Source organism: Burkholderia lata, from assembly GCF_902499335.1.
Taxonomy (GTDB): domain Bacteria; phylum Pseudomonadota; class Gammaproteobacteria; order Burkholderiales; family Burkholderiaceae; genus Burkholderia; species Burkholderia lata_B.
In genome coordinates, this window is the sequence record NZ_CABVQK010000005.1 from 168,397 (window position 1) to 190,073 (window position 21,677).

The 21,677-nt window shown below is 61.7% G+C and carries 21 protein-coding genes and 2 pseudogenes; 10 read left to right on the forward strand and 13 right to left on the reverse strand.

The genetic code is table 11. The features are described from left to right. Nucleotides 1-16: 16 nt before the first annotated feature. Together BCO18175_RS14080 and BCO18175_RS14085 are read right to left on the reverse strand one after the other, a co-directional pair. Nucleotides 17-268: a hypothetical protein gene (locus tag BCO18175_RS14080; protein ID WP_174981713.1), complete on the reverse strand. Its 252-nt coding sequence runs from the start codon at nt 266-268 to the stop codon at nt 17-19. A gap of 736 nt (nt 269-1,004) precedes the next feature. Next, nucleotides 1,005-1,493: a RidA family protein gene (locus BCO18175_RS14085; protein ID WP_174981715.1), complete on the reverse strand. Its 489-nt coding sequence runs from the start codon at nt 1,491-1,493 to the stop codon at nt 1,005-1,007. Nucleotides 1,494-1,775: 282 nt separating this feature from the next. Here BCO18175_RS14085 and BCO18175_RS14090 point away from each other — a divergent pair, with 282 nt between their 5' ends. Beyond that, complete coding sequence (locus BCO18175_RS14090; protein WP_059902647.1) at nt 1,776-2,075, forward strand: H-NS histone family protein; 300 nt, start codon at nt 1,776-1,778, stop codon at nt 2,073-2,075. 168 nt (nt 2,076-2,243) lie between these two features. Here BCO18175_RS14090 and BCO18175_RS14095 read toward each other — a convergent pair whose 3' ends face one another. Beyond that, the gene (locus BCO18175_RS14095) at nt 2,244-2,576 is read right to left on the reverse strand and encodes a cupin domain-containing protein (RefSeq protein ID WP_174967132.1); all 333 of its coding nucleotides are present in this window, start codon (nt 2,574-2,576) and stop codon (nt 2,244-2,246) included. Between the two features lie 235 nt (nt 2,577-2,811). After that, nucleotides 2,812-3,408 (reverse strand): nucleotidyltransferase domain-containing protein, encoded by a 597-nt coding sequence (locus BCO18175_RS14100; RefSeq protein WP_174981717.1) that lies wholly within the window; start codon nt 3,406-3,408, stop codon nt 2,812-2,814. A 96-nt stretch (nt 3,409-3,504) separates the two neighbouring features. Here BCO18175_RS14100 and BCO18175_RS14105 point away from each other — a divergent pair, with 96 nt between their 5' ends. Further along, nucleotides 3,505-3,741 (forward strand): hypothetical protein, encoded by a 237-nt coding sequence (locus tag BCO18175_RS14105; RefSeq protein WP_174981719.1) that lies wholly within the window; start codon nt 3,505-3,507, stop codon nt 3,739-3,741. Nucleotides 3,742-3,800: 59 nt separating this feature from the next. Next, nucleotides 3,801-4,094, forward strand: coding sequence for a GYD domain-containing protein (locus BCO18175_RS14110; protein ID WP_174967134.1), 294 nt, complete (start codon nt 3,801-3,803; stop codon nt 4,092-4,094). Between the two features lie 531 nt (nt 4,095-4,625). On the opposite strand, the gene BCO18175_RS14115 is transcribed toward BCO18175_RS14110, so the two are convergent. Beyond that, on the reverse strand, nt 4,626-7,139 hold the full coding sequence (locus BCO18175_RS14115; protein ID WP_174981721.1) for an EAL domain-containing protein: 2,514 nt from the start codon (nt 7,137-7,139) through the stop codon (nt 4,626-4,628). Between the two features lie 753 nt (nt 7,140-7,892). On the opposite strand from BCO18175_RS14115, the gene BCO18175_RS14120 reads away from it, so the two are divergent. Continuing rightward, complete coding sequence (locus BCO18175_RS14120; protein ID WP_174981723.1) at nt 7,893-8,432, forward strand: cytochrome b; 540 nt, start codon at nt 7,893-7,895, stop codon at nt 8,430-8,432. Nucleotides 8,433-8,450: 18 nt separating this feature from the next. Beyond that, nucleotides 8,451-8,727: pseudogene (locus tag BCO18175_RS40600) on the forward strand (IS5 family transposase); the annotation flags it as partial. Nucleotides 8,728-8,784: 57 nt separating this feature from the next. Here the strand turns inward: BCO18175_RS40600 and BCO18175_RS14130 are convergent. Together BCO18175_RS14130 and BCO18175_RS14135 are read right to left on the reverse strand one after the other, a co-directional pair. Beyond that, the gene (locus BCO18175_RS14130) at nt 8,785-9,321 is read right to left on the reverse strand and encodes a hypothetical protein (RefSeq protein WP_254608069.1); all 537 of its coding nucleotides are present in this window, start codon (nt 9,319-9,321) and stop codon (nt 8,785-8,787) included. 164 nt (nt 9,322-9,485) lie between these two features. Further along, nucleotides 9,486-10,652, reverse strand: coding sequence for a porin (locus BCO18175_RS14135; RefSeq protein WP_174981725.1), 1,167 nt, complete (start codon nt 10,650-10,652; stop codon nt 9,486-9,488). Between the two features lie 975 nt (nt 10,653-11,627). Between BCO18175_RS14135 and BCO18175_RS40995 the strand changes: the two are divergent. Continuing rightward, a pseudogene (locus BCO18175_RS40995) lies at nt 11,628-11,945 on the forward strand (GNAT family N-acetyltransferase); the annotation flags it as partial. On the opposite strand, the gene BCO18175_RS14145 reads toward BCO18175_RS40995, so the two are convergent. Further along, nucleotides 11,848-12,765: a LysR family transcriptional regulator gene (locus BCO18175_RS14145; protein ID WP_174981726.1), complete on the reverse strand. Its 918-nt coding sequence runs from the start codon at nt 12,763-12,765 to the stop codon at nt 11,848-11,850. The pseudogene BCO18175_RS40995 and the gene BCO18175_RS14145 sit on opposite strands and share 98 nt — an antisense overlap. A gap of 141 nt (nt 12,766-12,906) precedes the next feature. Here BCO18175_RS14145 and BCO18175_RS14150 point away from each other — a divergent pair, with 141 nt between their 5' ends. Beyond that, nucleotides 12,907-13,671 carry an SDR family NAD(P)-dependent oxidoreductase gene (locus BCO18175_RS14150; protein ID WP_174981728.1) on the forward strand — a complete coding sequence of 255 codons (765 nt, stop codon included), beginning with the start codon at nt 12,907-12,909 and terminating at the stop codon, nt 13,669-13,671. Between the two features lie 90 nt (nt 13,672-13,761). On the opposite strand, the gene BCO18175_RS14155 is transcribed toward BCO18175_RS14150, so the two are convergent. Together BCO18175_RS14155 and BCO18175_RS14160 are read right to left on the reverse strand one after the other, a co-directional pair. Continuing rightward, on the reverse strand, nt 13,762-13,962 hold the full coding sequence (locus tag BCO18175_RS14155; RefSeq protein ID WP_174981730.1) for a hypothetical protein: 201 nt from the start codon (nt 13,960-13,962) through the stop codon (nt 13,762-13,764). Between the two features lie 147 nt (nt 13,963-14,109). After that, nucleotides 14,110-14,811, reverse strand: a complete 702-nt coding sequence (locus BCO18175_RS14160; protein WP_174981732.1) for a TetR/AcrR family transcriptional regulator — start codon at nt 14,809-14,811, stop codon at nt 14,110-14,112. A gap of 167 nt (nt 14,812-14,978) precedes the next feature. On the opposite strand from BCO18175_RS14160, the gene BCO18175_RS14165 reads away from it, so the two are divergent. Continuing rightward, nucleotides 14,979-15,806, forward strand: a complete 828-nt coding sequence (locus BCO18175_RS14165) for a cyclase family protein (RefSeq protein ID WP_174981734.1) — start codon at nt 14,979-14,981, stop codon at nt 15,804-15,806. A gap of 13 nt (nt 15,807-15,819) precedes the next feature. After that, nucleotides 15,820-17,142 carry a fumarylacetoacetase gene (gene fahA / locus BCO18175_RS14170; RefSeq protein ID WP_174981736.1) on the forward strand — a complete coding sequence of 441 codons (1,323 nt, stop codon included), beginning with the start codon at nt 15,820-15,822 and terminating at the stop codon, nt 17,140-17,142. A 202-nt stretch (nt 17,143-17,344) separates the two neighbouring features. Here the strand turns inward: fahA and BCO18175_RS14175 are convergent, their stop codons facing one another. Both BCO18175_RS14175 and BCO18175_RS14180 read right to left on the reverse strand, forming a co-directional pair. Beyond that, a complete protein-coding gene (locus BCO18175_RS14175; RefSeq protein WP_174982240.1) occupies nt 17,345-18,427 on the reverse strand; it encodes a porin in 1,083 nt (360 codons plus the stop codon). Between the two features lie 379 nt (nt 18,428-18,806). Further along, nucleotides 18,807-19,520, reverse strand: a complete 714-nt coding sequence (locus BCO18175_RS14180; RefSeq protein ID WP_254608070.1) for a hypothetical protein — start codon at nt 19,518-19,520, stop codon at nt 18,807-18,809. 201 nt (nt 19,521-19,721) lie between these two features. Here BCO18175_RS14180 and BCO18175_RS14185 point away from each other — a divergent pair, with 201 nt between their 5' ends. After that, on the forward strand, nt 19,722-20,324 hold the full coding sequence (locus BCO18175_RS14185) for a TetR/AcrR family transcriptional regulator (RefSeq protein WP_174981740.1): 603 nt from the start codon (nt 19,722-19,724) through the stop codon (nt 20,322-20,324). A gap of 423 nt (nt 20,325-20,747) precedes the next feature. Here the strand turns inward: BCO18175_RS14185 and BCO18175_RS14190 are convergent, their stop codons facing one another. Continuing rightward, nucleotides 20,748-21,671, reverse strand: coding sequence for a LysR family transcriptional regulator (locus BCO18175_RS14190; protein WP_174981742.1), 924 nt, complete (start codon nt 21,669-21,671; stop codon nt 20,748-20,750). Nucleotides 21,672-21,677: the final 6 nt, after the last annotated feature.

Below are 21,677 nucleotides of genomic sequence, written 5' to 3' on the forward strand. Positions count from 1 at the left end.
GTATCCGACGATGTACTTACTTCATCGTCGCGAACCGCAATTCCATCGCGTTGATCTTCGCGAGCACCACTTCGCTGAGCTTCCTGACGTGGCGCGGCACATCGGGCGCCGACAGCAGCTCCTCGATGCGCCCTCGCCAGTAGCTCGGATGTCGCACACGCCCCGCGCCCGACATCGACACATCGTCAGCGTGCGTATCGCTGTCCAGGAGAGCCACCATCCTCTGGATGTGAGAGAGCTCTCGTTCTGCATAGTCTCGTGCCAGCATATTGATTGAAATTCCCCGAAATACGACAGCAGGCCTTCCGTCATCAACGCTCCATCGTGTTGCGATGTAAGGAACTCACCGCACACGTCGAGCGTCATCGTACGCAGAAGCTGTGTCAGTAAACCGCGTGGGCATTTGCTGATTTCGACACGGAATGGCGGGCCTTTCCGATTGTTCTGAAGACTTCCGGCCCCGATGCCCTGAGGGCAATCGTAGGCTTACTGTCGGGCGATGGCATCTCCCAAAGTGGGGATGTCGGAGGATATGGGTGGGGCGGGTTTTTCCGGAAGTTTCAGGGAGTCGGGAGTAGCGCGGAAGGCATGTGATTGCCGGCTGGCGACAAACTCACGATCGGCTTACGACTTGAACGGCAGGCAACCGATGTACTGCTGCCGGGTACGCGGAAGGCAACGATTTTCAGCGCGCACCGGGGTAGTGCATAGCCAAACGCGACGATTGCAGGCTCGAACGTGCAGCGCCGTGTTGCCGTACGCGTCGGCCACGGCAGCGTCCGCGCCTTGCTCGATGAGCCAGCGCGCATTCACATCTCAGGTATTGAAGATCGCCCGAAGGTTCGCGAGATCCTCATCGGCGAGCAACCTGTCGAAATCCTTCGGCGGCAGTCTATATTTTCCTTCGCCATTGTGGGCGCCTGCTGTCACTGGCTGGCGTGTCATGCGTCGGATACCTGAATGATTCGCGAAACGACACACCCGCAAGAGATGGCCCGCCGGAATCAGATACCGACTTCGCCGCGCTTCAACCCGAAAATGAAATCCGCTTCCACCGACGCGCCTTTAGGCAATTGCAGCACACCGACCGACGAACGCGTATGAACGCCTGCGTCGCCAAGCACCGCATACAAAACGTCGGATGCGCCATCGGCGACTTCGCTTTGCATCGAGAAGCCGGGCGCACTTCGCACATACACGGTGATGCGCGGCACCGTCGCTATCGCATCGAGCGTGCCGCAGTGCTTTTTGATCAGCGAGAGCGCACGCAGCGCCGATACGCCGGCGGCCCGGCGAGCTTCATCGAGCGAAACGGATTCCCCCACTACGCCCACGAAATGCACCACTTCGCCGATCCGCGGAATCTGGCCGGCAATGTACGCCGTGTTCCCGTCGACCAGAACCGGCGTGTACTTTCCGCCGATCCTGATTTCCTCGTCCGGATTGAAGCCGAATTCGGCCGCGACCTGGCTGAGCTTATTGTCTCTGTTCATTAGTGAATTCCCCGATACTTCAGAAAAATGTAAAGAATAATTAAATCTCGATTGCTTGTCTCGAGAAAAAACGACATGCCGCGAGCGGTCAAAATGACGTGCCGCCGCCGTTAAGACTTTCCGGGTAATCCTCTACGTTTTCTCAAACATGACACACTTCTCAGGTGTTCGAAGCAGTCCTGCATAGCCGAATGGATGATAAAAGGCGTAGTCGAAGAGAATTTCCTAAAAATTTCCCGCTGAAACCGCTATCATGTGGGTACTCAACCTGAAGAGTGATACATGGCAACGTACAAGGAACTGAAAGCCCAAATGGAGGCTTTGGCCGAAAAAGCCGAAGCTGCACGTGCCGCGGAATTCCAGGCTATCGTCGACGACATCCGCACCAAGGTTGCGGAATTCGGCATTACCGAAAAGGATATTTTCGGTTCGCGCCGTGGTCGACCGGCCAAGCAAGCGGCCGCCCCCGTGCAGGCCAAGTATCGCGACCCGAAGACCGGGGCAACCTGGTCGGGCCGCGGTCGCGCGCCCGCATGGATCAAGGACGCGAAGAATCGCAATCGATTCCTGATCCAGGAATAAGATTCTCGACGCGTAGCGGCGTGCGGTTTAGCGCGCCGCCCGGCTATTTGGGCATCGATACCGGCGGTATTCAAAGACCGTTCCGGTTGATGAAGCTTTGTCTCAATCGGCGCGTGGCGTGCATGCTACGCGCCGAATCGTATTTCGCCCCGCCCAATATTTCCTGACTCAACGTTCGTAATAGATCGCAAGCCAGACGGATTGCGTTTCTTCGTGCGTCCACGCGACGCGATGGCGGCAATGCGGCTCGATCAGCACGTAGTCGCCCGGGTGCATTTCATGGCGCGTCGGGCCTTCTTCGAATTCGAGTACGGCTGCCCCCGACAGCAGCACGACCCATTCGGCGCGCGAGTCGTCATACCAAAAGCCGTCGGGGCTCGTGTGGCCCATCGATATGATTCTCTCGACGTTCAGGCGCTGGCCTGTGACGAGGAGGTCGATTTGCTCGTCGTCGCGACGCTGGCCTTCGGTGGTGAACAGGTTGCCGGTTTGAAGTTGCATGGATCGCCTCGTCGGTAATATTCGGGGAGCTGCGGGCAGGCTTGAAGGTGGCGGGGAATGTTCACTGTAGTCCAGTGGCCGCCAATACGGCGCCCTTGTTTCGCTGCGAAGGACGCGGCGGAACACGTCGATCCGTAGTCGACCGAGGCCGGCGTAACGTGCCGAATCCCGGCGAAATCGCGTCAAGCCCCTGCAAACGTGTCGCCGATTCCATAACCAGCGTAACGACTCGCCATTACAACGCCTGCGCCCATTCGTTGCCGGGGTGGAGAACGTCGAGACAGCCTTTCAGCCACGCTCGTTCGGCAGCCGGCAGTTTCGGCAATGCGCTGTCGAAATCCTGTTGATCTTTCGGGCGCCGGTCTCGAGCCTTGAACAGCAGTACGGCAGATGGGTTCAGATAGGGAATGCCGCTGGCTGTCTTCAACACCATTTCGGCGCGCGGTCGCTTGAACGACGGCTCTCTCTTGTACGCCCACGATTCAACCGTTCCCGGTTCGATCATCATATCTATCCGCCAGCTTCCATCCGCGCGGTCGAATCCCCAGAATTGCATGATCCCCGATGGGGCATCCTGATCTTCCGGCAGCTTTTCGACAACGCCGGCGTGCGCAGTGTAGAACTCCAGATCACTGAACGCTCGGCGGAAGGATCCAAAGTCTTCTCGCAATATGGTGAATTCCAGATCGTCATGTTCACGCGTCTGGGCGCCGTGCCAAAGATCGAGGGCCCATCCGCCGACGACACACCAGGGCAAATGGACGGCGTTCAATCGTTGGGCGAGTTCGGCCGGGTGCCATGCTTTCCACGCATCCTGGTCGGGGACAGTCATTCGAGTATTCATCCTGTTGAAGCGACTTGTGTTGAAGAATGCTTACCGAGATCGCCAGCAAATGTCCCAATACATGGCCGCCTCGCAGCGACCCCGATGCGCATGACGCGTTGCCAGCTGCCGTCGATCATCGTCAGTTTCGCATGCCTGGAGAGCGGCGACGCGGGTATCGCACAAGACGCAATCATTGACCCGCTGGCGGTTGATTCGCTTTCTATACTGTTTACGTTGCCGAATTATCAGGGCATGCGTGCATCAGCAACGCACACGTCCGACAAATCCCGGGGTAAACGAAAACTGCACCTGCCGCAATCAATTGTGGCCGGCCGGTGATGTTCGTCCCGTGCATGGACGGCGGAACGTGGATGGGCTCCTTAACCATCGGAGGCAATATGGCGACATACATTGTGTTGATGAATTGGACTGAACAAGGCGCGCGATCCGTGAAAGACACGGTCCAGCGAGCGAAAGCGTTTCAGGAAGGAGCACAAGCGATGGGCGTCACCGTCGCCTCGCTCAAATGGACACTCGGGCCTTACGATATCGTCGCGACACTCGATGCGCCCGACGACGAAACCACGACGCGGCTGGGACTGATGCTGGCGCAGATGGGCAATGTTCGAACCGTCAGTATGCGTGCTTTCGGCGAAGCGGAAATGGAGAGGATCGTCGGCGGCATGAAGTGAAGCCTTGACGCGCGAGATGCAACAACCATCGACAGATGGTGAAACAGGCGTCCTGGAAGCCGGCTGGTTGCCTTCGCATCGTGGCGTCACGGGTATTGCTCACGAGCCAGGCGCATAGCGCAGACAAAAGCCAACGACGCGGGCGGCGAGTGTGTAGCGTGACGCCATTCTCGCGCGCCTCGAAATGAGCCGGGCGCCTGCGCCGTTGCGCTCTCGGCGGTTGATCCACGACCAGGAACGGTGACGCTTATCCGGGAAGGTTGTACATGAACGGGCAGCTTTCCTGCGCGACATCGATAACCGAATAATGGGTCGGTTAATGCCTGCTGCATAAAACGTGCCGCCGGGATGATGCTCATGCCCGTTGCGCGGCGGATGCCAGGACGCCCGACTCCGCGTGGCGAACCGACAGCTGCGCCGCCAGAACGAGCGAAGTCTCGGCGACGACATACCGGTCAACGCCCCGCGCGGCAGCCGATCCGCGCCGCCTGCGCCACGCATGAACGTGCCGCGACGCACCCCGCGACCGATTCACTCGGTCAGCAATTCAACACCGCGGCGCGACGAGATCTCGACCAGCTGTTCGGCGGGCTGCGGCCGCGCGAACAGGAAACCCTGCACCTGGTGGCAGCCGATCTCCTGCAGGAAAGCCAGCTGCTTTTCCGTCTCGACGCCCTCCATCACGACATCGAGCCCCAGCGCACGCCCCATCGCCACGATCGCGCGCACGATCGCGTCGTCCGTGCTGCCCGAACCGCAGTCCGTGAGGAACGATCGATCAATCTTCAGCGTATCGACGGGTAGATCCTTCAGATACACCAGCGACGAATAGCCGGTACCGAAATCGTCGATCGCCAGGCTGATCCCCCGCGTCGCCAGTTCGCGCAGCAGGATGCCGATTTCCTCACGCGTGTTCATCGCCATGCTTTCGAGCAGCTCGAGCTGCAGGCATTCGGCCGGCAATGCGGTTTCGCTGAGGATGGTCGTCAGGTCGCTCAGGAAATGGTCGGTAAAGCATTGCCGTGCCGACACGTTCACCGACACACGCCCGAACTCGAAGCCCTCGTCGAGCCAGCGGCGCGCCTGCCGGCAGGCTTCGCGCAGCACCCACCGTCCGATCGGGACGATCAGCGCGGATCGCTCCGCCAGCCCGATGAAGTCGCCCGGCGGCACCAGGCCCTTGCGCGGATGTAACCAGCGCAGCAGCGCCTCCACACCGACGATCCGCCCGCTAGCCAGATCGTATTGCGGCTGGTAGAACAGGCGGAATTCGTTCTGCTCGAGCGCGCGGTGCAGCTCGCCGAGTGTCTCCAGCTGCTCCATCGCCGACGACGTCATCTTGCTCTCGAAGAACTGGAACACATTCCTGCCGCGGCTCTTCGCGCCGTACATCGCCTGGTCCGCGAGCAGGATCAAGTGCTCCGCCTCGGTGCCGTCGTCCGGATAGATGCTGATGCCGATGCTCGGCGTCACGAAGATCTCGCGGCCACCGATATCGATCGCCCGCCCCACTTCGTCCAGCAGCTTGCGTGCCACTCGCCCGACGTCGCGGACATCGTCGAACTCCTCGAGCACGAGCGCGAATTCGTCGCCGCCCATGCGCGCCACCGTATCGTTCGCGCGCACTTTCGCGACGATGCGGGCCGCGACCATCTTCAGCACCTCGTCGCCGGCGTTGTGGCCGAGCGTGTCGTTGACCAGCTTGAAGCGGTCGAGATCGAGGTACATCACCGCGACCTTGCGGCCGAGCCGCTTCGCGTGAACGATCGCGTGCGAGAGCCGCTCCTCGAACAGCGCCCGGTTCGCGAGATCGGTGAGCACGTCGTGCGTGGCGAGATAGCCCAGCCGCTCCTCCGCCTGGCGCCGCTGCGTGATGTCGGAGAAGATCGCCGCATAGTGCGAGATCTCGCCGTCGTTGTCGCGAATGCTGGTGATCGTCAGGTATTCGAGAAACAGCTCGCCGGTCTTGCGGCGATTCCAGATTTCGCCCTGCCAGTGGCCATCGGTCGTCAGCGAATGCCACAGCTGCTTGTAGAAATCAGGCGTCTGGCGCCCGGAACTCAGCAGGCCCGGATCGCGCCCGATCACTTCGTCCTCGGTGTACCCGGTCAGGCGCGTGAAGGCCTGGTTGACGCGCTCGATCTTCGCGTGCCGGTTGGTCACCATGATGCCTTCGAGCGCCGATTCGAACACCCGATCCGCCATGCGCAGGTTGAAGCGCGCGAGACCCAGCGCTTCGTCGCGCTCGCGCAACGCGCTGCGCAGCTCGTTCGCGTATTCGTGCTCGATGCTCTGCAGCACGTCCGCGAAACAGAGCAGCCCGGTCAGCCTGCCCGCCTCGTCCTGGATGCCGACGTGCCGCATATTGTGCTCGGTCATGAAGCGCTGCGCCGCATACAGGCTCTGCTTCGCGGTCAGCATCTGCAGCGGCTTGCTCGCGTACGCCCCGACCGCGCCTTGGGCCCCGCCGTCCGCCAGGAGCCGGACGATGTCCCGTTCGGTCAGGATGCCGTGCTCGCCGTCGTCGTAGCCGACGAGGATCGCATCGAGTCGTTGCGCGCGCATCCGCGCGATGACCTCGTGCAGCGTGACCTGCTCGGGCACCACAACGGGCGGATGAACGCGGATCGATTCGATCGGCTTCAGGTGCAGGAAGAATTCCGGCCCCTGGTTCACGACGACGTCGGTCTGCGTCAGTACGCCGATCGCGGCGCCATCGCGGACCACCACGAAGTGCCGCACGCCCGACTGCTTGAACTTCATCGCGGCTTCGCCCAGCGGCGTATTGGCGTCGAGAGTCAGCACCGGACGGCTCATCACCTCGCTGACGGGTCGATCGAGCCCGTGCGGATCGTCGCCGGCCGACAGGGCGTCATGCTCGGTCCAGATCCCGACGACCTGTTCATCCTCCATCACGACGATCGAGCTGCAACGCTCGGTGAACATGCATCGCGCGACCTCCCGCACCGGCGTGGCAGGCGCGCAGGACAGAATCTGACGCGCCACGAGGCGCGCAATCGGAACATCGTAGCTGCTCGGATACATTCTCTAACCAAGACGAAAAAGCCTCGCCGGCGCACTTCGATGCGGCAACCTGCGGGCTCGCCCGCGACAAGCACGGTGCGATCTCACTTACCTCGGATGGTTGCGTACTCATCGAATTCGCAAACGGGGAATTGACCCATCGTTTGAGGCGTCGCGGCGGCGAGCGCGGCACATTGGCCGCGATGCCGCATTTGACGATCCCTTGCCCGGCGGGTCCACACGCCGGAGCACTGCCCTCGCAGGGGCAGCCGCCCTGAGTTAACGACAGATTTGGACAAGAGTTGAGTGCTGTGGCGATATTCGGGCTGCGCGCCGGCGAGGTGAGCGGCTGCGGGCCGCGTGACATATCGACGCGCCTGCGACGTCGCCGCCCCACCCAACTGCTGTGCTCTACGTGGGCGGCAAGACATGTCACCGTGTTCGGACCTGCGTGATATACCCAGGCGATTCCGCTCGCGGAAGGGTGGGCGCCGTGACGGAAAGCGACCGTTGCCATGTCTGTCGAACAACGGTGACGGCCGTACCGGAACAGGCCGCACCCCATACGTGGCGAGTATTGCGGCCGGTGCAACACCGCCAAGGACACCCCATACCTTTCAAGACATATCGATCGCCTTCCACACGAAAAGAATGGCGACCGATCCGTACCGCGGGAATAAAACCATGCGGGCTCCGGTATATCGGGGCATCACGCCGCGCTCACCACGCCGAACGAGCCGGTGCACTACGCCCAACCGAAACGGAGAGACCGCAATGTCACGCCCTGACCACGTCGCCTACACACGCTTCGCGATCGCCATGCACTGGTCGATCGCAATCTTGATCCTGTCGAACCTGTTGATCGGGATCTACATGGATACATTTCCGCACAACTCGTCTCAGTTCAACAGCATCCTGTTCTATCACGCGTCGATCGGCAGTCTGATCTTCATGCTGACCGTGCCACGCCTCGCGTGGCGTGCGACGCATACACCGCCGCCGCTGCCGGCCAGCGTTCCGTCGTGGCAGGCGCGGATCGCCGGCGCACTGCACGGCGTGCTTTACCTGCTGCTGTTTCTCGTACCGCTGACCGGCTACGTGCACCGCCTCGCCGGCGCCCATCCGGTCAGTTTCTTCGGAATCGCGGAATTGCCGGTGTTTGTCGGCCGCGACGAACCGTTGCGACTCCTGACCGATACGCTGCATCGCGCGCTGGTGCTGACGCTTGGCTTGCTGCTGGTCATGCACGTCGCGGCCGGGCTGAAGCACAAGTTCGTCGATCGAGACGGTGTCGCGGAGCGGATGGGGATCTGAGCGCGACGCGGTGGATGACTCGAGGCTGTACTGTGGATTGCCCGCACGGGTAATCCGTGGCGTGATTTGCCAGGAGAATTTGGCAGCTGGAACAGCGTGTACAGGCGATTCGCTTGATGGTCCCAAGCCGGCATCTGGCATGGCGTTTTTGCTACGTTGACGGGAGGTGCTGACTTCGATGAGATCTTCATAGACGGCACCATCGTGCACGCGCACCAGCACGCCGCAGGCGCGCCGAAAAAAGGAAGATCAAGCTCTTGGACGTTCTCGCGGCGGGCTCAGCACGAAGATTCATGCGCCGTCGCATTAACTGCTTCGCTCATCTGGCTCGCCCGAGATGATCAAGCAGACTTTAGCGAGACTGAAGCCAGTCCAGAAATTCAGAGGCAACGTCGGGCGTAAGTTCTAATGCGGCCTCGGCAACCGTACCGAAGCCTTTTGCGGAGGCAATAGCAGCCAGTGCGCAAACCAGAAATCCATCATCCCAGTCTTTGTCAGATGCGAATGCCACCAGGCGGGGAAGCGCCGCCAGTGCGCCGAAGTAATCAGCACGCAAGTCTTCTGGTACTTCGATGCCCTTCCGCTGACGCCATGCCTCGACAACAGCAGGAAACTGGAAATACGGCCACGTGGCGCTCGCTGGTGCTCCAGACAAAACACGTATCACATGAGGGACAGCTGCAAACGAAGCAGAGAAAACATCACCCTGATGTGCCAAAGAACTCCAGAGTGAGAACCACGGTTCTTCGTCATACTCTAACCCCGGTGGCAGTGCCTCCAGCCTTCCTAAAAGCACCGGAATGTCATCAGCCTTTCCATACGCATGGTCAAGCTCTGCCCAGCGGGGGCTATCAAGCGAGAGACATCGAATGGAAGGAGCGCTGGTCACAGTTGGATATCCGGTTGTCGCGGCACCAAAGGATACTCCACGCATTGTGTCGGGGCGCGTTCAAGCCGTCTCTTGTGCTTTGCCCGGAGATTGTCAACAAACCCTTGCAGCATGCTTCTTTGCCGGAGTAGTGCAGCCACTACTCCGGACTTCCGCGTCGGCGATCAGAAGCCGTGGTACATGCCGATGTTGACTTGAACCTGGTTGCCGCCCGATGCCGTGTTGCCAAAGTCGGCCACCGAAGCCTGAGCGCCCTGAGCGTGAACGTACCCGCCCATGGCGTACAGCGCGGTGCTCTTCGACAGCGAGTACGTCGCGCCCAGCGACACCTGGTTGATCGACGCCATCGTGCGGCCTTCGGCAGCCAGCTTGGGTGTGGCTGCGGAACCGTAGACGTACGTGTACCCGGTCGCCAGCGCCAGCGCCGGGGTTACCTGGTACTGCAGGAGGGCACCCAGCACGTTGAAGTGGATCGACGGCTGGCCAGCGTTGCCTTGGTACTGCGCGTTCGAATAGCGCAAGCCGGCCGTGTACGGACCAATCTGGTATTGAGTCGCGACTTGCGCGATGCCCGCGCTCTTGAACGCATTGCCGCCGTTGTAACCCGAACTCGGATAGCCCAGCGCACCACCGAAACTCGGTTGCGCTGTTGCATTCATCCACCCGTTCTCACCCTGGTTTGCAGCATGGAAGTAGCCGCCGGCGACCGTCAGACCACCCTGAGCGTAGTTCGCAGCCACCGACCACGATTGACCCGAACCCATCGAACCGGCAACGCCGCCGAACGAGTACGCGCCTTCAGCCTGGAAGCCGTGGATGAGCGGCGAAATGTACTTCACGGCGTTGTTCTGGTTCGTCGTGTTGTCGTTGTTGTCTACGTCGCCCGGGGTCGAGAATGTCGACGCCGAAATGGCGTCGCCCGTCAGGACCTGAACCATTTCCGTCACGGCGTCGAGCTGGCGCCCCATCCGCACCGTACCGTACTGATCGGAAGCGAGCGATACGTAAGCCTGGCGGTTGAACAACGAACGCGTGGAACCGATCGGCCCCTGGCCGCCTATGCCGCCGGTACCAATGTTGAAACCGTTTTCGATCTTGAAGATAGCCTTGAGGCCGCCGCCGAGGTCTTCGGTCCCCCTGAGGCCCCACTTGTTCGAACCTGCGGCACCGCCATCGAGGCCGACCCGCTTGTGGCCGTTGATGTTCGACGTGTAGCCGATACCCGCATCGAGCATGCCATACAGGGTGATCGACGACTGTGCCATTGCTGCCGAAGATGCTGCGAAGGCGGCAACAGCGATAACGCTGACCTTGATTTTCTTGTTTTTCATCTGTATTTCACTGTCAGGAGTGGTTTCGGGATTGTTTGAAACGGGTTTTGTTGTTTTCGAATGCAGATGACGGCGCACGGCCTGCGCGTCGTCTCAAGCCGGAACGACCGGCGTCATATTCACCAGATCGGCATATTTGACTCAATCATTTCGTCATCCTCAAAATTCCATGCAGGAAGGCGCCTCGCATCTCGACCTGTCCGGCATTCCCTCGACTAGAACCATCGCGGCGTCCCTACCTGGACGAAAGCCGCTTCCTTGCTTCCGTTGCCGCTCCAGCTATCCGGCGCCGTGGATTGATAACGTGCCGACTTGCCTACTCCAACGGATCACCGCGTGGAACCGAACGTTTCTTCGATGGCATTTCGAAGAAGTACTCCACCGCCACGTTCCACGCTCGCGCAATACCCACGAGCGAGATCAGCGATGACGAAGCCGGACCACACTCGACCTGCGACAAAAAACGGCCTGGAAATACCGGCCGCCATTGCAGGCTGATTGAGCGCCCGGTCCAGGCGCCGGCGACGGGCGCGAGCCTTTTCGCCGAGCGCCAACGACAACCGGGGCGCGCTTTGCAGGTGCGAAAAACCATATCAGGAACATAAATCGTCGTCAAAATTTGTTTGATATAAGTTAATCGCGTTTGATAACCATGCGCCTTACCGGGATTTCCCTAATAGGAACCGGCACCAGGACAAAGTGTTAGGGAGATCCGTGCACGATCAGACACAAATCGGGGGGGCGAACGGGCGCGCCCAAGCGGTAACGGCAAACGGTTTGCGCGTTTCGCGTGCATCATCGAAAGTCTTTCGTCACTGCCGGTACCTGAATGAATTGATACCCCATTCGACTCCGCGAGCACGTACCGTCCGACATCGATCGATTTTGCGAATTGCGGATGAGTTCGCAGGTGGCCCGCCATGTGTCGTGACTCCCGCGAACGAGAACGCAATGTGAGCACGCGTTGGCCGATGCAATCACTCGGCAACGTTCCGCGGCTCGGGTTCGGCGGATTGTGGCTGGTTTTTATTGCCGGACTTTTGGGGAAAGGGCTATGCGGCGCCCGCGATTCGTGCGCGGCTCGTTCTCGCATTTGGTTCAGACGGGATGATGAGCATGGCGGCGTCATGTTCGATCGCGAATCGATTCGAGACAAGCGGAAGCCATCGAGTTGGCCGTCTCGGCTGCATCCGCATCACTTCGGCCATCGCCACGACGGCTCGGAAAGGTGCTCCGCAAAGTAATCGGACAGCGCGGCAACCTTGGCAGGACGCGCGCGCGCCGACGGTGTGACGAAGTAAAGGCCGCCCGTGGTCAACGACCAGTCGGTGAGAATTGCTTCGAGGCGACCATCGGCCAGATATTCGCCGGCAATGAATTCCGGCAGTTCTGCAATCGCGAGGCCATCGAGCAGCGTGGGCAGCAACGCATCGGCATTCGTCACGCGCAGCGGTCCGTTCGGCATGACCGGTTCCTCGTCACCCGCTCCGTTCGTGAAGCGCCACACATCGCCGCGCGCGCGATACGCATATGAAAGGCACGGCCGATCCACCAGTTCGCGCGGATGTGCTGGCCGTCCTTCGCGCGTCAGATACGCAGGCGACGCCACCACGAACTGGGTGACCGCGCACAGCCGTCGCGCGACCAGCGACGAATCCGGCAGCGCGGCGATGCGCAGCGCGGCGTCAAAACCGTCGGCGACCAGATCGACTGACGCATCGGAAAGATGCAAGTCGATCGACACCTCGGGGTACGCGCGAAAGAAGCCGGGTAACAGCGGGGCAACCCAGCGCAGCCCGAACGACATCGGCACGGCGAGACGCACCAGTCCGCGCGGCTGCAACGACATCTCGCGCGCGGCGCTTTCCGCCTCTTCGGCCCGGCGATAGATTTCGCCGGCTGTCTCACAAATGGTCCGGCCGAATTCGGTCAGCGAGAGCTGGCGCGACGTGCGATTGAAGAGCCGCGAACCCAGCCGGTCTTCCAGACGGGCGACGCCACGAGAGACTGTCGCGACGGACACCCCCGTCGCACGCGCCGCGGCCGCGAACGATCCTTCCTCGGCGACCTTCGCGAACATCGCGAGTCCTTCGAAATCCGGCAGCTTTGCCATTGCCCCTCATCTTTTCATTTATGCAACGTTAGATTGCAATCAATTCTATTTAGAAACGATCGGGGCGTCGATATTCTCCTCACATCGCAACACGCAACACCGAACGCAGTCACCCACTTATCGAACGGAAGGAGAAGCAAAATGGCACGCAAACTCGACAGCAAGATCGCACTCGTTACCGGCGCAACCAGCGGCATCGGCCTTGCCACCGCCCAACGCTTCGCGGCAGAAGGCGCGCACGTCTACCTCACCGGTCGCCGTCAGGCCGAACTCGATGCCGCCGTGAAGAGCATCCAGGCAGCGGGTGGCAACGCGACCGGCGTACGTGTCGACTCCACGAAGCTCGGTGAACTCGACGCGTTGTATGCGCAGATCAAGGAAGAACAGGGGCGCCTCGACGTGCTGTTCGCGAACGCCGGCGGTGGTTCGATGCTGTCGCTCGGCAACATCACCGAAGAACACTACGACGACACCTTCGACCGCAACGTGAAGGGCGTGCTGTTCACGGTGCAAAAGGCGCTGCCGCTGCTCGCCGAAGGCGCATCGGTGATTCTCACGGGTTCGACGGCAGGCAGCGCCGGCACCGCTGCCTTCAGCGTGTATTCGGCGTCGAAGGCCGCGGTGCGCGCGTTCGCACGCAGTTGGATTCTCGACCTGAAGGACCGCCGCGTCCGCGTGAACACGATCAGCCCGGGCGCAACCCGCACGCCCGGCCTGCTCGACCTCGCCGGTGACGACGCCGCACAGCGCGAGGGTCTCGCCGATTACCTGGCTGCCCAGATCCCGATGGGGCGCCTCGGCGAGCCCGGCGAGATCGCGAGTGCCGCGCTGTTCCTCGCCTCGGACGACGCAAGCTTCGTGAACGGCGTCGAGTTGTTCGTCGATGGCGGCCAGCAGCAGATCTAAGCGCGGCCCGGGCGCGTGGATGCGGTGTTCGATGATCGCGCCTGCGCCGTGCGCGCTGCCTATCCACGCCGACGCGCGGGCATCGCGACGCTACGCCAACGCGCGACGGTGTACCACGCGTCGGGATCGGGCGTGGCGTATCTGATTGCCGATCATGGCCGACTTGATGTCGGAGAAATCCGGCTCATGCCACGCGACGAAGTTGTCGTCCATGACGAATCGCAGCTTGGGTTGCTGGCGCGAGACGACACCGATGTCGTGATAGCCGAGCTTTGGCGATAGGGAATCCATGCCTTGAGGCTCGACCGCAACGTCTTGCGTTATAGGGTCGCCTCTCATTTGCAACGCGATCTTGATCGTGGCCAGTCATATCGTCAACGCGTTGGCCGACTGAAACACCATCCGGCGCGCCAGCAACATTCGACGCCACGGTTCCGCTCAAGCGGCCGATGTCCGGCCATCAGAGGTTGCGCCGGCGCGAATCCCGGCGGTAATGAAGGTCACCAGATGCTCGGCCTTGCGCTTCAGCGCACCGGCCTTGACCTTGCCACCCGAGATTCGCTCGATGCGACTGTCGAACGCACTCATCACCAACGCCCCCACCGCGAACAAATAGGCCCAGTGCGCATAGTTGGCGCTGTGGCCCGGCAGCGTCTTCCTGATTGCCTTGATGAACTCCGCCGCAAACGGATCGAAATGTTCGGCAACGATGCCGCGCTCGACCTCGCGCGGATCGGAAGCTTCGCGCGCCACGAGCTTGGCATACGCGAGCCCGGACTCGGTATTCTGGATCTGCATCACCGGGAGCACGAAGGCGCGCACGATATGCTCGAGGGGGTCTTCCCCCGCTGCGACCGGTTCACGAAGCAAAGCCAACCGGGTATCGAGCACCGTCTTGCGGCGCTCGAACAGCGCGCGGTACAGGCCCATCTTGGTCTCGAAGTGATACACGATCAACGGCAGGCCAACGTCTGCCGCCGACGCAATATCCCGCATCGAAACGCCATCGAAACCGCCTTCGGCAAACAGCCGCTCCGCCACGTCGAGCACCCGCTCGCGCTTGCTCGTCTCGACCGTCTGTTGCGCGCCCTTCCCGCCCCGTACACCGGCCGCCTTTCCCGTGACTTCCTTCGCCTGCATGGTGTCTCCGCTGTCCTGTGGCTCGATTGCCGCGAATGCCAATCCGGTCATTACGCGACGCCAGTTTACACCAACACGATACTGACTGTACGATCGTACAGTCTGCATAACGTGAACGCTGCCATGCGGCGTCGGTGGTAAGTCCCCAAAACCAGGAGCAACCGCACATGACACGACGCTTCGTCGATCTTTCGATCTATCTGGAAAACGACGTCATTTCCGATCCACCGGGCTACGGTCCCAAGATCCAGTATCTGACGCACGGGAATACGGCCAAATCCGTTACGGCCTTCTTTCCCGGACTGCAGGAAGCCGACCTGCCGGACAACGAAGGCTGGGCCATCGAACACATCCAGTTGAGCACACACAACGGGACTCATCTGGATGCGCCCTATCACTTCCACAGCACGATGAACGATTCGACGGGCGAGCGGGAGCGCTCGATCACCATCGACGAAGTGCCGCTCGATTGGTGCTTCCAGCCCGGCGTGAAGCTCGATTTCACCGGTTTCGACGATGGCTACGTCGTGACCGCTACCGACGTCGAAGCCGAGCTTGCGCGCATCGGGCACGAACTCAAGCCCCTTGAAATCGTCGTCGTCAACACGCGTGCAGGCAAGCGCTACGGACAACCCGACTATGTTTCCTCAGGGTGCGGCATGGGCTTCGACGCGACCATGTACCTGCTCGAGCGAGGGGTTCGCCTGACGGGCACCGACGCGTGGAGCTGGGACGCGCCATTCGTGCATACCGCGAAAAAATATGCCGAAACGCGTGATGCATCGCTGATCTGGGAAGGACACAAGGCCGGCCGCAAGATCGGCTATTGCCACCTGGAGAAACTCCACAATCTCGAGGTGCTGCCACCTCACGGCTTCTTCATCTCGTGCTTCCCGCACAAAATCCGGGGCGCCTCCGCCGGCTGGACTCGCGCAGTCGCGATCTTCGACGACGCCCTCAACGCAACAGCTTGCGACCCGCATCGAACCGCATAGGCAAGGAGCCTCGATGGAACTGAATCACACACACGACGTCACTCAACGCAGTTGGCTGGAAGCAGCCAACGTCGCGGGGACCGACTTTCCGTTGCAGAATTTGCCACTCAGCGTGTTTCGCCGCAGGGGCGTCGGCGAAACCTGGCGCGGCGGGATCGCGATCGGCGACCAGATCGTCGACCTCGCTGCGTTACAGCAGGCGGGCTGCATCGACGGCCTGGCACTCGAGGCCGTGCGAGCGGCCACGGCAACCACACTGAATGCGCTGCTCGATATGGGGCCGCCTGCGTGGCAGGCACTGCGCCACGCACTCTTCGAACTGCTTCGGGCCGGCAGTCCGCATGAGCCGGGCGTACGGAAGACGCTGGTATCACAAGCGGAAGCCGAGTATGCCGTCCCCGTGCGTATCGGCGACTACACCGACTTCTACACCTCGCTCGATCATGCGGTGAACTGCAGCCGCCCGCTCGGCATGGCGATCAGCCCGAATTTCGACTGGTTACCCATCGCTTATCATGGCCGCGTGTCGTCGATCGACGTCAGCGGTCAGCAGGTCTACCGGCCGATGGGACAATATCGCCCGGATCCGTCCGCCCCTCCCGTTCACGACGCCTGTCGCCGGCTCGACTACGAGCTGGAACTGGGCGCGGTGATCGGGATCGGCAATCCACGCGGCAATTCAATCCCCCTGCGTGACGCTCAACGGCATATTTTCGGGCTCTGCCTGCTGAACGATTGGTCCGCGCGCGACATCCAGTCGTGGGAAATGCAGCCGCTCGGGCCATTCCTCGCGAAGAATTTCGCGACGACGATATCGCCGTGGCTGGTCACCCTCGAAGCATTGCTGCCGTACCGCACCACGTGGTCACGCGCCGCCGAACGCCCGCAGCCGCTCGACTACCTGTCCTCGGACGACAACAGTGCGGCCGGTGCGTTCGACATCCGGCTCGAGGCGTCGATCCTCAGCGCGCGTCAGCGCGCTCAAGGCGTGCAACCGCGTACGTTGACGCACACCAGTTTCCGGCACCAATACTGGACGTTGGGGCAGATGATCGCGCACCACACAATGGGGGGCTGCAACCTCCAGCCTGGCGACCTGCTGGGAAGCGGCACCATCTCCGGCCCGTCATCGGGCGAAGCCGGCGCGTTGATCGAACTGACCGTAGGCGGCACTCAACCCGTGGATATCGGCAATGGTGAAAGCCGCGCATTCCTCGACGATGGCGATACCGTCATTTTCCGGGGCTGGTGCGAACGCGATGGCTTTGCGCGAATCGGTTTCGGTACCAACCATGGAACCGTGTTGCCGGTGCCGGCCGCGGAAGGTGATCATTAACCGCACGTCGTTTCTCAACCGGCACTGAGTCGATGCGAGGACCACGTTCGTGGTTCTCGCGCCTTGAAACGCCCCGCCAGTGGACTCGCGGTGTCCGCTCGCCGTGCTTGAACACCGCGCCGCAACGCCAGCACGCATGCGTGAAATCGCCGCCAGCGTCATCGGCTGGCGGCGATTTCAGCGCATGTGTCTTTCGGGTGCGCTAGAAGAGGTGACGAACGCCAACGACGATGCCCACACTGCTGCCGGTTGGCTCATACAGCGCGCCATTCACCGTGAACCCCGTATGCATCAACCCGTGGTTGTTCACGCATGCCGCGGCGCCATACAAGGTCGTTCGTTTCGACAGAAAGTAGTCCAGCCCGGCAGACGCCAGTAAAGAATGGTTCGCCGAGTCGTTGCTGTCCCGCATGTACCAAACGCCTACGTCGGTGGACACTGCCGGCGTGATCAGATATTCGCCGCCCGCGGCGTACACTTTCTCGTTGAAAGAGCCGGCGATCTTGTAGCTTGTGTACGATCCCTTGAGTGTCGCGCCTCCCCACCTGTAGCTCGCGCCGACCGTTCGACCGCTGAATTCGATCGTCGACGGGAATGGCGTGGAAACGCTGGCTGACCCGCCGGGATTTCCACTGAAGAGCGCAGCGTTCACGACCAGGTCTTTCCATTCGTATCTCACGCGAGCCGCGTACTGGCGCCCCGCCTGAAATCCCTTTGGATCGCCGCCCAGCGCAAGCAATGCACTCGCCTGCAAGCCTGCGATCGTCGGGCTCGTATAGGACACCGCATTGGCGACGAAAATGCCGGTCGCAAAAAAATTGCCCATGTAGATTCCGGCCTGACTCCCGAAGAACGACGCATGCCGCGCGTCCATGTCGACGATCGCAAGTCCGAACGGCGAGTACTGCAGGCCGGCCTTGACGGTACCGAAGTGTCCGGAGAGCCCGATGAAGGCTTGCCGCCCGAAGAGATTCCCGTTCGAGTTGCCCAACGCCCCGTTGTTCGTCGTAAAGCCGCTTTCGAGCGTAAAGATCGCCTTCGTCCCTGCGCCCAAATCCTCGGCACCGGTGATACCGAAGTGAGAACCCGAGATCCCGCCATCCGTTGCCGATACCTGATGCGGGCCGCTCGCACCCGTTCCGGCGTCGAAGGTACGGCTCGTGTACATCACGCCGGCGTCCACGACACCATACAGCGTGACGTTACTTTGCGCATGCGCGTTCGACGGTAAGCCCGATACCGCGATCGAAACAGGGATCAGCAGCATCGGACGGATTTTCTGCATCTTGCTCACGTTTTAATGTCTCCCCCAGTCATGCAGGACTGCAAAATAATTGAATAAGAATCCGCCTCCGTGCGGCGCCCGACGTATGGCGATCAAATGAAGCCGGACAGAGGGTCGCTTCGGCTTAGGTCCTCGGTGTGCTGCCGGGCACGCACGCCGGAGCGTTGGTTCTTCTTGAACCGTCGCCGGTCGGTGATTGATGTCCCTCGCGACGTTGCCGAGGGATCGGATCGAAAATTTGATCGCACATCGGCCGCAATCGGCTCACGGTATCGATGACGCGGCAAAGCGGTTGCATGTTTCCGCTGCTGCCTTGCCGCTCCACCCAAGCGGCCCGCGCCGCACTGGCCCGCTCGAAGTACGCGAACCGATCGCGCGGTCACGTATTCACGGAGAGCGCCAACGGCATCAAGTCACTTGCTTGCGTCCGCGAGAGGACGTACAGCTCGAACCAGTTGTACCACTCGACCATCAGGTGGTCCGAGTGGCCGTGAATGAGTGCTTCCGGTGCAGTCGATGGCCAGAAGATCTCCAGCCGCGCATCGAACCCCGGAAGCGTGTCCCGGAACTGGTGCAGCAAGTAACCGACGGTCACACCATCGGGCGTCTCGACGCGCCCCATCATCCGATGCGGCATATCGGGAGCCAGTTCGATCGGGATACCGCTCCAGTCATCCAGATGGCGGAGCTTCAGGAGGGCCGGCGACTTCGTATGGCCGGGTACTTCGAGAATGCCGACACGCCCGTCCGGGAGCGGTAGCGCACCGAGATGCTCAGGGTGAGCACGAAGCATTGCCGGGCTGTTCGGCCCGCCATATCCCTCCCAGAACCAGGCCACGAACTCCGCGCTGGTGCCCACCGCCACGTGCGCTTCGGCAACTGACGAACTGAAGCGGCCATTCGCACGCAGCGACCAATCCTTCTCGTTCGATTCGTGCTCCGCGATCTCCTGCGCGAACAGGCTGACCATGCCGTCTGCCCCCAGTTTCTCCATGAGCAAGGCCATCATGTAGCGCGCCCTTTTGACCTCCATTCTGAGGATGTCCTCGCCGGCCACCTCCGTACCTGACTTGAAAAACGTCACTGCTTTCACTTGAACCTCCGTAGCACTGTTGAACGAGTTGCCATGTTTCCCGACTCGCGACACTAACGCAAGTTAACTTGCGTTAGTGTTTACCGCATGCCTGTCGGCCGTCGCGCATGGTCGTGGTCGTGGTCGTGGTCGTGCTCGTGCTCGTGGCCGGACCGCCGTGACGACGCGGGCAGCCGATGAAACGATGTGTAAAATCCGCTCATGCCAAAGTCAGCCGAACAAGAATCGCCGTCGCCACGTCGCCGCCTTGGCGGCCGCAGCGCACGCGTCCGTGAAGCCGTGATCTCCGCAACGATTGCGCAATTGCAGGCAGCGGGTTTCGAGGGGCTCAACATCGGCGCCATCGCCGCGCTTGCGGGCGTGCATGAGAGTTCGATCTATCGCCGCTGGAAGAGCAAGGAAGGGCTGATGATGGAGGCCGTCTTCGAGCTTTTTGCCGAGCACATCGAGATACCGGATCGGGGCTCGCTTCACGCGGATCTCGTCGCGCTGCTGTCGGCAACCGCGCGCTACTTGCGAACGGGCGTGGGCAGGTCTGCCATTCAGTTCGTGCTGGCCACGTACAACGATGCGGCCGTGGCGGGCGAACTGCGCAGGTTGTGGACGAACCGCTTTTCGGCGGTTCAGCAGGTTTTCGACCGCGCCGCAAAAATGGGCGAGTGGCCGCAGGGAGCGGACCCGATGCCCCTGCTTCATTGCCTGCTCGGCGCCGTTTATCTACGCACGCTGATCCTGCACGAGCGCGTCACGACCGAACAGATTCGAGAACTGACGCGCTGGATGCTCCGCGAGCGCGACGCCTGAGCATCGGGCAATCTCAACGATCAGACCATCCAGGCCGGGCGAGCGCTTTACGACGTTCCATGCGGCTCGAGCGAACGGGAATCGACGGCAGAAGGTTCACCAACGCCCCCATCGCGCCGAAGCCAGCCGCAGCGGTCACTGAGCATTGAATGACCGAATCGTATCGTCTGTCGTCCTCGCGCTAAACGCAGGGCGGTCGGTCAACGCCACGGCAGGCCCGACGACTTTCGCGCGGCAATCGACTTTAACGCCGACGTGGCGTGCGGGACCTTCGCACCGGATTCGACGCAGTAGCAACGGCCATCACGGCGGCCTGCAATACCGGGCGCAGGGGCCGATTGCGATGCCCGCGCCGATCTTCTCCACGCCTCTTCGATGGGGACGCGCGACGTCTCCCACCCATCTGCGCACACCCGCGAACCATCAAACCGCCGCCCTCAACCACCCCAGCAAATCCGCCGGCGCACTCCCGGCCACCACCGGCCCCGGCGTCAGCAGGCAATAGTGCGAGCCATCCTCGACGAACCCCATCGGCGCAACCAGCACACCGCTTTCGATGTCGTCTCGAACGAGGTGCCATGGGCCGATGGCAACTCCAAGCCCCGCAACCGCCGCCTGCAGACTGAAGTAGAAATGGTCGAATATCTGCCCGCGTCCACTCACGGCCGGCTGATTCGCCGCCACTGCCCATTCCTTCCACGCGTCCGCCCGTGTCCGCGTATGCAATTGCGGCACGTCCGCCTTCAACGAGCGATCCCCTCGACGCGCGGAAAACCACGCGTCGACCTTATCCGGCCGGCAAACCGGCCCCACCTTCTCCGCGAACAAACGCTCCGCGTGATAACCCGCCGGCCACGCAAAGTCATCGCGTCGAATCGCCATGTCGATGCCGCTGTCGAATGAAAACGGGCCGCCCGCCGCAGCCAGGTGAATATCGACGCCCGCATATCGCGCCTGGAAATCCGGCCAGCGCGGAATCAGCCAGCGCATCAGCAGCGTCGGCTCGCACGACAGGACCCAGCGCCGTGCCCGGGCGGCCTCGGTGCGCAACTCCTGCGCGGCGTGACGCATCAGCCCCAGCCCGTCATGCACCGCCTGCGCGAGCTTGCGGCCCGCCTCGGTCAGGAACACGCGACGGCTGCGCCGCTCGAACAGCGCCACGCCCAGATCATCCTCGAGCAGTCGCACCGCGCGGCTGACCGCGCCATGGGTCAGGCACAGCTCGTCGGCGGCACGGCTGAAATTCTCGTGACGCGCCGCCGCCTCGAAGCAACGCAACGCCATCAGCGACGGCAGGTTCGTGCGAACGGATTGTGAGTCAATCTCACCATTCTGGTCAGAAATCATCGCTTT